The sequence below is a fragment of the Reinekea sp. genome (assembly GCF_982785585.1).
In genome coordinates this window covers 18,127-28,088 of record NZ_CEYAVF010000038.1, presented here as the reverse complement: position 1 = coordinate 28,088, position 9,962 = coordinate 18,127, and the positions used below count along the sequence as shown (strand labels likewise).

At 51.2% G+C, this 9,962-nt stretch carries 8 protein-coding genes and 1 tRNA gene; 4 read left to right on the top strand and 5 right to left on the bottom strand.

The genetic code is table 11. The features are described from left to right. Positions 1-140 precede the first annotated feature (140 nt). The gene (gene tyrS / locus AC4FIC_RS13500) at positions 141-1,334 is read right to left on the bottom strand and encodes a tyrosine--tRNA ligase (RefSeq protein WP_476195120.1); all 1,194 of its coding nucleotides are present in this window, start codon (positions 1,332-1,334) and stop codon (positions 141-143) included. Positions 1,335-1,463: 129 nt separating this feature from the next. Between tyrS and AC4FIC_RS13495 the strand changes: the two genes are divergently transcribed. Further along, positions 1,464-2,756 carry a peptidoglycan DD-metalloendopeptidase family protein gene (locus AC4FIC_RS13495; protein WP_227003710.1) on the top strand — a complete coding sequence of 431 codons (1,293 nt, stop codon included), beginning with the start codon at positions 1,464-1,466 and terminating at the stop codon, positions 2,754-2,756. A gap of 264 nt (positions 2,757-3,020) precedes the next feature. On the opposite strand, the gene erpA is transcribed toward AC4FIC_RS13495, so the two are convergent. From erpA to AC4FIC_RS13480, 3 genes are all read right to left on the bottom strand, one after another. Continuing rightward, positions 3,021-3,374 carry an iron-sulfur cluster insertion protein ErpA gene (gene erpA, locus AC4FIC_RS13490; protein ID WP_100258475.1) on the bottom strand — a complete coding sequence of 118 codons (354 nt, stop codon included), beginning with the start codon at positions 3,372-3,374 and terminating at the stop codon, positions 3,021-3,023. A gap of 75 nt (positions 3,375-3,449) precedes the next feature. Next, positions 3,450-3,884 (bottom strand): bactofilin family protein, encoded by a 435-nt coding sequence (locus AC4FIC_RS13485; protein WP_100258476.1) that lies wholly within the window; start codon positions 3,882-3,884, stop codon positions 3,450-3,452. Continuing rightward, the gene (locus AC4FIC_RS13480) at positions 3,871-4,629 is read right to left on the bottom strand and encodes a DUF6776 family protein (protein ID WP_100258477.1); all 759 of its coding nucleotides are present in this window, start codon (positions 4,627-4,629) and stop codon (positions 3,871-3,873) included. Before AC4FIC_RS13480 ends, AC4FIC_RS13485 begins: the two co-directional genes overlap by 14 nt. Positions 4,630-4,938: 309 nt before the next feature. Between AC4FIC_RS13480 and hemJ the strand changes: the two genes are divergently transcribed. Further along, positions 4,939-5,361 carry a protoporphyrinogen oxidase HemJ gene (gene hemJ, locus AC4FIC_RS13475; RefSeq protein ID WP_227003845.1) on the top strand — a complete coding sequence of 141 codons (423 nt, stop codon included), beginning with the start codon at positions 4,939-4,941 and terminating at the stop codon, positions 5,359-5,361. A gap of 217 nt (positions 5,362-5,578) precedes the next feature. Here the strand turns inward: hemJ and AC4FIC_RS13470 are convergent, their stop codons facing one another. Continuing rightward, a complete protein-coding gene (locus AC4FIC_RS13470; RefSeq protein ID WP_273284830.1) occupies positions 5,579-8,284 on the bottom strand; it encodes a winged helix-turn-helix domain-containing protein in 2,706 nt (901 codons plus the stop codon). A 210-nt stretch (positions 8,285-8,494) separates the two neighbouring features. On the opposite strand from AC4FIC_RS13470, the gene hemL reads away from it, so the two are divergent. Next, positions 8,495-9,781 (top strand): glutamate-1-semialdehyde 2,1-aminomutase, encoded by a 1,287-nt coding sequence (gene hemL / locus AC4FIC_RS13465; protein WP_100258480.1) that lies wholly within the window; start codon positions 8,495-8,497, stop codon positions 9,779-9,781. An 84-nt stretch (positions 9,782-9,865) separates the two neighbouring features. Continuing rightward, positions 9,866-9,952 (top strand) — tRNA-Leu (locus AC4FIC_RS13460). Positions 9,953-9,962: the final 10 nt, after the last annotated feature.

Sequence of the window (9,962 nt, the reverse complement as noted above, 5' to 3'; positions counted from 1 at the left end):
GGAGGCGTATATTACGGGTTTCTCAGGCCGCGTCAATGGCTTTGTGCGATTAAGTACAAATGAATCGCTTCAGGCTAAAGAGTACCTGCCAGGACAGGTGCGCGACTCTATATTAGCGCAGCCGCGCGGCCTAGATGGCCTTAGCTAATAACAACCCAAGCTATCTTCTTTTTACCTGCCTGAATTAAGTAACGCCCGGCCACCAACTTAAAGGTAGCGTCGACGACGGCCCAATCGACCTTCACCCGGCCATTCTTAACCATGTCGCGAGTTTGGGCAGCGTTGACCGCCAAGCCGGCTTTGTTCACGGCAGCTGAGATTGGCAGCTCCAGCTCACCGTCTAAGCCGATCTCCACCTCAGGCGTTCCTGCCGGCACTTCGCCTTCTTGAATCAGATTACCCGCACCCTTGTGCGCAGACTGGGCCGCCTCTTCGCCATGAAAGCGTGCCACCAATTCGCGCGCCAGTTCAATTTTTATATCCCGCGGATTTGCGCCGGTAGCCAATGTGGCCTTTAACTGGGCGATTTGCTCCAGTGATTTAAAGGACAGGAGTTCATACCAGCGCCAAATCAAAGTGTCGGGTATGGAAACGATTTTCTGAAACATGGCTCCAGGCGCCTCGGTGATACCGACATAGTTACCGAGAGACTTGGACATTTTCTTCACCCCATCCAGTCCTTCGAGTAGCGGGGTCATAATCACCACCTGGGGTGCCTGACCTTCGCCTTTCTGTAGCTCGCGACCCATCAGCAGATTGAACTTTTGATCGGTACCACCCAATTCGATATCGGCCTCGAGCGCGACTGAATCGTAGCCTTGAACGAGTGGGTAGAGGAATTCATGAATAGAGATCGATTGGTTATTCTTATAGCGCTTCTTAAAGTCATCGCGTTCGAGCATGCGCGCGACGCTCTGCTGGGCCGCCAGGCGGATCATGCCATCTGCGCCCATCTTACTAAACCATTCAGAATTAAACCGCACCTCGGTTTTCGCCGGATCGAGTATCTTAAAGACCTGCTCGGTATAGCTGGCTGCATTGGCCGTTATGGCTTCTGGCGTCAGCGGCGGTCGCGTCGCACTCTTGCCAGTCGGATCGCCTATCAGTCCGGTGAAGTCGCCAATTAAGAATATTACCGTATGACCCATGTCCTGAAACTGACGCATCTTATTCATCAGCACGGTATGGCCGAGGTGCAGGTCCGGCGCTGTCGGATCGAAACCAGCCTTAATGCGGAGCTTTTTGCCCGACTGAAGCTTTTCAATTAACTCCTCTTCGACTAATATTTCCTCGGTACCACGGCGAATTTCAGCCAAGATATGCGCCAGACTCATGAAGCCTCCTTAAATGATTTCGAACATAATTAACCGCGGCATTATATCAGTATGTGTTATCAGTTATCACAATTACCTTAAATAGCTGATAAACTGCGTCGCGTATTGCCATTAACTGTAGCTACTTACATGACTCTTCAACCGTTTAAAAAAACAGGTTTATTCCCTCAACTGCATGTAATGGCCCTTGCGGGTTGTTCTCTGTTGGTGCTTGTCGTTGCTTTATGGCCCAGCCAAGGGCAGTCTCTCGTCGTCGACATTCCCGCCAATTTGGTCGCTGAACCGGTCAGCCTTAGTGTTGATGAGTCACCCTGGCAACACATCTCGGAAACCGTAACCTTGGGCGACACCCTGTCGAGCGTCTTTGAACGCTCTGGTGCCGGTGTAACGGTCCTGTATAAGCTCATCGGCAATAATGACATCAAGAAACCCATTGAAAAGATTTACCCCGGCCAAGAATTTGTCTTTTCGTTTGATGAAGAGTCAGTTCTACGCAAGGTGAGCTTTAATGAGTCGCCGACCCTGTCCTATCATATCGTGCTGGAAGCGGGTCAAAAGGCGACTATTGATAAGATCGTGCGGGTGCCAGATATCCGCACCCGCTTCACCAAGGGGACCATCAACAATTCGTTGTTCCTCGCCGGGTCCGATGCCGGCTTGAGCGACAATATGATTATGCAGCTGGCTACCCTGTTTGGTTGGGATATCGACTTCGCCTTGGACATCCGCCAAGGGGATCAGTTTTCGCTGCTCTATGAAGAGAATTTTTTGGACGGCGAAAAGCTCAACGACGGCTCGATCGTCGCGGCTAAGTTCTATAATAATGGCCGCGAAGTGACCGCAATCCGCTACACCGATTCCGCGGGCCATACCGATTATTATTCACCCGACGGCAACAGCATGCGCAAGGCGTTCCTACGCACTCCGATGGATGTGTTCCGGATTTCCTCTAGCTTCAACCCCAATCGCAAGCATCCGGTGCTCAACAAGATCATAGCCCATAAGGGCACAGACTATGCGGCCCCAACCGGCACCCCAATCAAGGCATCGGGTGATGGCAAAATCATCAAGGCAAACTACTCATCCACTTATGGCAATGTTGTGGTAATTCAGCATGGCGCAAATATCCGCACCCTATACGCTCATATGAGTAAGTTTTCCAAGTACACCAAGGTAGGTAACCGCATCAAACAGGGCCAGGTCATCGGGTATGTCGGCGCAACCGGCCGCGTAACCGGGGCCCATCTACATTATGAGTTCCAGGTCAATGGCGTGCACAAGAATCCGCAAACGGTTAAATTACCAACTGCTCGGCCACTTGCTGGCGAATATCGAGACGATTTTCAGAATTACTCAACCAATATGATCGGTCAGTTGAGCGTTTTCGATGAGGGTTTCGCTGCTGCAGGTGATTTTGAATAACGCCCAGTGCTGCCGTCAGAACAGCAAAATACTAATAGCCCTGCGCGCCTGTAGGGCTTTTTTTTGCGTCAGGCTCTGGGAGCGCTTCAACAAGTGCGCCCCCCAGCAGAACGCTGAGCAATGCGTAGTTCTGAGAAATAACTGGGATTTTTGCCTCTATCTGAACGACAGAGGCAGATGTTTCAAGAGGTCATCGCCACTGTATCGACCCATCTCGGAAGCGCCAAATGGCAGAGCATTGGCCACCGCCCTGGCTAACGGGCACTAGATGGCAAATGACGAGCCACAGCCGCAGGTTGTCGATGCGGTTGGGTTTTGAATAACAAACCGGCTGCCTTCCAAGCCTTCGGAATAGTCGACCGTAGAACCGCCCAAGTATTGAACACTTAAAGAATCAATCACAAAGCGGATACCTTCTTTTTCAATCAGGGTGTCGTCATCGTCGGTTGATTCATCGAACGTAAAGCCGTACTGAAAACCGGCACAACCCCCTCCGGTAACAAACACACGCAACATAAGGTCGGCATTATGCTCTTCGACCACTAACTCCCGAACCTTACTGACCGCCGAGGCCGTAATATTTAATGCTTCCGCTACAGCATCTGCCACATCAGTCATAAGAATACCCTCTCTAATAGACGCTGGATTATGAATACCTGAGCAAAACAGTCAACTATTAGCTGCTACTTTACACTATTTGTTTAATTCTACAGCAGATAGGTTCACAGGTTCGATCATACTGATCGGATCCTTTTTCGCTTTCTTGCCCTGCTCACTGGTGACATGCAACAGCTTGCCATTAACCTTGGCACCCATCACCATTTCCATCATCACGTAGTGAACATCGCCCGTAACCAGTGCGTTCTTATTCAGCGTAATGTGTTCGGAAGAATAGACATCGCCCTTAACTTCGCCGTTAATCACCACGTGTGGTGCTCGGATCTCGCCTTCCACGATCCCTTTGACACCAATGGTCACTTCCGCGTTACTGTCCGGATCTGCAAGGATATTGCCTTTTATAGCACCCTCGATCTGCAATGCCTCGGAAATTCGAATATCACCCAGTATTTCTGCTTTTGCTGTAATTAGCGTTACATTTTTACCCACGGTTTTTTCACTGCCCCACATTGTTTCCAGTCTCCAAATCTGACCAGATATACGCTTTTTCCAATCGCGCGGGCTTATCGCCTACAGATTGAGCTATGACCTGAAGTTGATCAGGCGTAAAATTTTCAGGCAAGACCAGTTCACCGGTAAAGTCCTGAAAGTAGCGATAACGAAACTTGATTTCGGTATCGCTTATGTCTATTGATAGGTCTTTCAGGGGGTAGGCGGTGACAGTGTCACCCTGTACCCCGACAATAGTCACCCCGACAAAGCCGCGCAGATAGCTGGAATTATTGCCGACCTGCGTTAACATCACCTTAAATCGATAGCGGTTTGCGCTCGCGGTTTTCACCAGGGTGACTTCCTGAATCGTCAAACCGGCGGCGTTCACCGACGGCGACATAATGCCCTGATATAACGAGACATCTTCTTCTAGTTGGGCAATCCGATCGGTTAGTTCACGGTTGGTCTGTCGAACCCCGTCAACCGATTCTTTGTCTACGAAGGTGGCATTTTCGAGCACTGCCACCAGCTGACGCAGTTCATCTTCCCGGCCTATACTTTCCAATAGCTCAATCTGTAGCTGCTGCCGCTGCTGATACAGGACCTTTTCCTGACCAATACCCTGACTTATACCATACCAATATGAAGTATAGACACCAGCAGCCATGGTTAACAATGTCAGCACGATATATATAAAACGACGCCACGGGCGATGGGGTACTACGACTAAATTTTCCAGCACCCTGCCTTTAACTTGACCCATGCACAAACCCCTGACTTTGCAAAATACGCCCAAAAACCGATTATTGGCTGGGTAGCCCGGTCATCATAACAAATAGTAAGATAAACGAGTATGATCCAATTGCTTATTAACACTCGCTAAGCGCCTAAAAAACGGCTTTTGGAACAGGGCTGTCCAGCCCTGCTGAGCAGCCTCACTTAGCGCTGGTGAGAAAAAGTATCAGTTTGACGGGCTTCACGGGGCGTTGAGCACAGACTGATTCGGCCTCATTACCCGGCCACCTTAACTGCAGTCTAATTTATCAATACTCGATGGAGGCTCGTATTCGTGATGTTTTTATGGCTTAAGGCGTTTCATATCGTCTTCGTAATCGCCTGGTTTTCTGGGATATTCTATTTACCTCGCTTATTTGTTTACCATGCTGACGCCACCGACAGAGTGTCGCAGGAACGCTTTAGCTTAATGGAACGCAAGCTATATCGGGGCATCATGACGCCTGCGATGGTCTTGGCCTTGGTGTTTGGCAGCTGGATGCTATACCTGAACCCGGGCTTGCTCCAAGGCGGCTGGATGGACGCTAAACTCACTCTGGTCGCGGCCGTTGTGGCGTATCATTTCTGGTGCGGGGCCATACTCAAACAGTTCCGCGCCGGCACAAACACTCGTGGTCACGTCTGGTTTCGTTGGTTTAACGAGGCGCCAGTCTTAGCCCTGGTAGCCATTGTCGTATTAGTGGTGGTCAAACCCTTCTAAGCAAGGCCAAAGCATCGGTCAGCAAAAAAAAAGGGTCCGCCCGATAAGGGCAGACCCAAAAACTACCAATCAACGAAACAACCTCAACAGAGACCAATATTGAGGTACTCCTTTAGTTTAGAGCCGCAGAACGGATGATGCCATGCCCCACTCGGTTGAACTATTAACAGGTGGATTTTTAACCGGCAATCCAAAGCAGACCTTCTAGCCTGTTCTGCTAACTTGCTGTTGCTAAGTCTCGCCCCACCAAAATCGCTTCTTTGCGATTCGCGACCGAGAGTTTCTTATACAAGTTGTTGATATGGGTCTTCACCGTACTAACGGCTATAAACATGGTTTGAGCGATGTCGTCGTTGCTCTTACCATCAATAATATATTGCAGAACGCGCCACTCTTTTTTGGAGATGCCCAAAGCCAGCAAACCGTCCGGCACCTCTTCTTCCCCGCGCCGACTCGAGGTGTTGCGTTGTTTGTAGAGAATCAGCAATTGTTCCACAAAGCGCCCTTGGTCCTCCGGCAAAATTGCCACATCCATCGACTCAAACAACGGCATAACCCACTGACGCAGAAACAGGATGCTGGCCACAATGGAATATTGTTGAATCAGCGGCAACAGCAGCAGCAGTTCGGCCATGGCCTCGTCCGCTTTGCCTTGCAGGTTCAGCAACGCCACCTGCAACAGGCCAAGACGGATGAATTCCAACTGATAGGGGCGACCTTCAAACTCCCGCAAGGGCGAATAGATCTGCTCTAATCGACTGGATGCTTCACCATAACGCTGGCAGGCAATATGGCCATATATCTGGGCGCGCAAGACGACATAGTCGCGCATGCTATGGCAGCGGCCGATCGCCGGGGTCGCCTTAAGCCAGGTTTCAATCTTTTTAATTTCGTCATTTTGCCACCAATAGAGCAACTGAACTTCCATCGAATAGGGAATCAGATGCTCTGCCACGTTTTCGCGCGCCAGTATGCCTTCGTGCTGACTCGACAACTCCCGGGCTATGGTTGGCTTGCCCTTGAGCATCTCCATCTTCAACAACCAACCGTATAGGTGCTGCGCCCAAAACTCGTCCCAGTTCTGACACAAGAGGCTAACTTCATTGATCAGCAGCCTAGCCTCACGCAGATGATAAGCCTCCAGCGCCAGTTCGGCCTGACTGAACAATGAGAAACAGACGTTAAAGCCGCTGTTCACACTGTGCTGCTGAGCGTATTCCTGAACTTCCTTGGCCAATTCGATCGATCGGCTGAAGTCGCAGCGCTGTTTCCATATTTGGGATTGTTGATTCAGGCTCCACAAGACCGCGTCGTGGTTGGCCTCCTGCCGGCTTAGCAGTTCGCTTTCCTCATAGATCGATAAAGCACGATCGAGTTCACCCTGTTCAAACTTAACGTTGGCATAGGTGAGCAGGGGCGATTGCCGACGGGTATTGGCTGCGGGAAACAATGCTAAGGCGCTACTCGCCGCTTTTTCGGCCTTGACGAAATCGCCCAGCGAAAAGTACGCCTGGGAGCGAACGGTTTCATATTCTGCCCGCAGCAAGGTGCTTGGCTCTGGCCCGTCGGTGAGCAACGGTCCTGCCAAGGACAGGATGGTATCCACTCGATGCGGGTTGCCATAGATCGCTTCCACCCAGCAACAAACCAAGGTCAATTGCGGGTCACTGGTAATCGCCTGATCACTGAGTTCGGCCAGGCAGCGTTTGACCAGATCGTAATGCGCCTTGTGGATGAGATCTTCGCCATAGGTGCGCAGGATATAGACAAGCTGGTCATGATCCTGAGAGCGAATGGCATGGTCTACGGCACCCACTATGTAGCCCATTTTCAAGAAGGCTTTGCCGGCTTTGTGGTGCAACAGGTGAATATCCACACCGGATTGTGTGAGTAACTTGTGCTGTAAAAATTCTCGCAATAGGTGATGGTAACGAAACCACTGCTGTGGCTCGTTAAATTGCACAATAAATAGGTGTTGCCGCTGCAGGTACTCGAGCACCTCATGGACATTGATATTTTCCGTTAAGGCCTCGGCCACCTCACTATTGAAGCGCTTTACTATACTGGTGCAGAGCAAGAATTTTTTAACATCCTTGGGCAGGGCATCGAACACTTCGGAATCGAAATAGTCGATGGCATTGAGGTCTTTTTGTTCCAGCCGTGACTTGAGTTCATCAAAGGACGGCTTGGATTTCAGGCCGAGGACAATCAATTGCAGGCCCACTGCCCACCCTTCGACATGTTCCAAGAGGCGCTTAACGTCCGGTTCATCGAGCTGAAAACCACCACCGAGCTGCTGAAAAAAGGTCTGCGCCTCCGGCACACTGAAACCCAGTAGGTCACTTTGCATATCGGCGACCAAACCCTGCAAGCGCAGGGACATAATGCTGGCTGGCGGATCCGATCGCGTGGTCAAGACTAGAGTGACATGGGGCGGCAAGTGCTTGGACAAATAAGCCACTGCACCATGGATTTCGTCCGACTCGATAACATGAAAATCATCCAGCACGATGATCAGCCGTTGGTGTATCCGATCGAGCTCAAACAGCAGCTGTCCGAACAGGGACTTCAGTTGGGTATTGCGATCGTTAATGCCAGCGTGACAGAGCTGATCGGACAGGCGTACCTGCTTCTCAATCGCCGAAATAAAGTAGGCCGCGAAAGTGAACGGATCGGTGTCTTCCGGATCGAGCGACAACCAGGCTAAACGAGCCTCCGGTTCATCCGCTTTGAGGGCTTGAAAACCGTGCAGGGCCGCGGTTGTTTTGCCAAAGCCAGCCGGTGCACAGAGCACCACCAGGGGCAATTTGCAGGCCGACACAAAGGCATCGTCGACCCGATGACGATGAATCGCGTTCGGCGGTAAGTAGGGTACGGAAAGCTTGGAAGGCACTAAGTAGTGCGAAGGAATAGACTCAGTCATGAATCTTATACCATCCGAGGTAACGCGAATGTGTTTTAATCATACCCAGCCTTTCTCCTTAAATTCAAACCCTGTGGATCAATGAAAGTGCATTAAATCCATCTTTTCTTAATTATAGTCGAAGTTTCGGCCAAATCATGGTCAATCTGTTTGCGTAGATCGACATTGCTGGTCAATATAGCCCTCAAATTACATTACAGGACTGTTGCCATGACTCAAACTTCGGCCGATCTATTTGCCCGAGCGCAAGAACACATCCCAGGTGGGGTCAACTCCCCCGCTCGTGCCTTCAAAGGTGTCGGCGGCACGCCGGTGTTTTTTGACCGAGCAGCCGGCGCTTATATGACCGATATAGACGGTAAGCAGTATATCGATTATGTCCTCTCTTGGGGCCCAATGATTCTAGGCCATAACGCCAAGGCCGTGACCGATGCGGTTCATGCTCAAGTTGATAAGGCCATGTCGTTCGGTGCGCCAACGCTCTTGGAAATTGAGATGGCCGAAAAGGTCTGCGAACTGATGCCTTCGATCGAAAAGGTACGCATGGTCAATTCCGGTACCGAGGCAACCATGTCGGCCATTCGGCTAGCGCGCGGTTTTACCGGCCGGGATATTCTCGTCAAGTTCGAAGGTTGTTATCACGGCCATGCCGACAGTTTGCTGATTAAGGCCGGTTCGGGTGCCCTTACCCTGGGCGTGCCGACATCACCAGGCGTGCCTGAATCGGTCGCCAAGAATACGGTCACCCTAGAATACAACAACCCTGAGGCGGTTCGAGCTTGCTTTGCTGAGTTGGGCGCGGATATTGCCGCTCTGATCGTTGAGCCCGTCGCCGGCAATATGAATTGTGTGCCAGCGGTACCCGGCTTTTTAGAAACTCTGCGTGAGTGCTGTGATGCCTCCGGCAGTGTGCTTATTTTTGATGAGGTTATGAGTGGCTTTCGCGTTGCTCTCGGTGGCGCCCAGGCCAACTATGGCGTTCAACCGGATCTGACCACCCTAGGCAAGATCGTCGGCGGCGGCATGCCGGTCGGGGCGTTCGGCGGCCGCGCCGATATAATGGATTTCTTGGCGCCACAGGGCCCCGTCTATCAGGCCGGCACCCTATCTGGCAATCCAGTCGCCATGGCAGCCGGCTTGGCCGTACTAACCGAACTGAGTCGTCCTGGCGTCTATGAACAGTTGACCACTAAGACGCTGGCCTTGACCCATGGCATCCTAGCCGAAGCGGCTGCATTGGATATTCCGATGAGCAGCAATCAGATGGGTGGTATGTTCGGCCTATTCTTCAGTGAAGAAAGCGACATCGCCACCTTTGAGCAAGTTAGCCGTTGTAACATCGAACGCTTCAATGCGTTCTTCCACGGCATGCTCGCCGAAGGCATCTATTTTGCACCCAGCGCCTATGAAGCTGGCTTTATGTCGTTAGCGCACACCGATGCGGACATCAACGCAACCATCGCCGCAGCTGGACGAGTATTAAAAACACTGAAATAGCTGCGGATAGTGATTGACAGCTTACCGAGCCATCATTAGAATGCGCGCCAATCAGCCCTGTAAGGGAGTTGATGTTCACTATCAGCCTAGGTGGTGGAATTGGTAGACACGCAAGCTTCAGGTGCTTGTGCTCTTCGGGGCGTGGAAGTTCGAGTCTTCTCCTAGGCACCATTAGAACAGT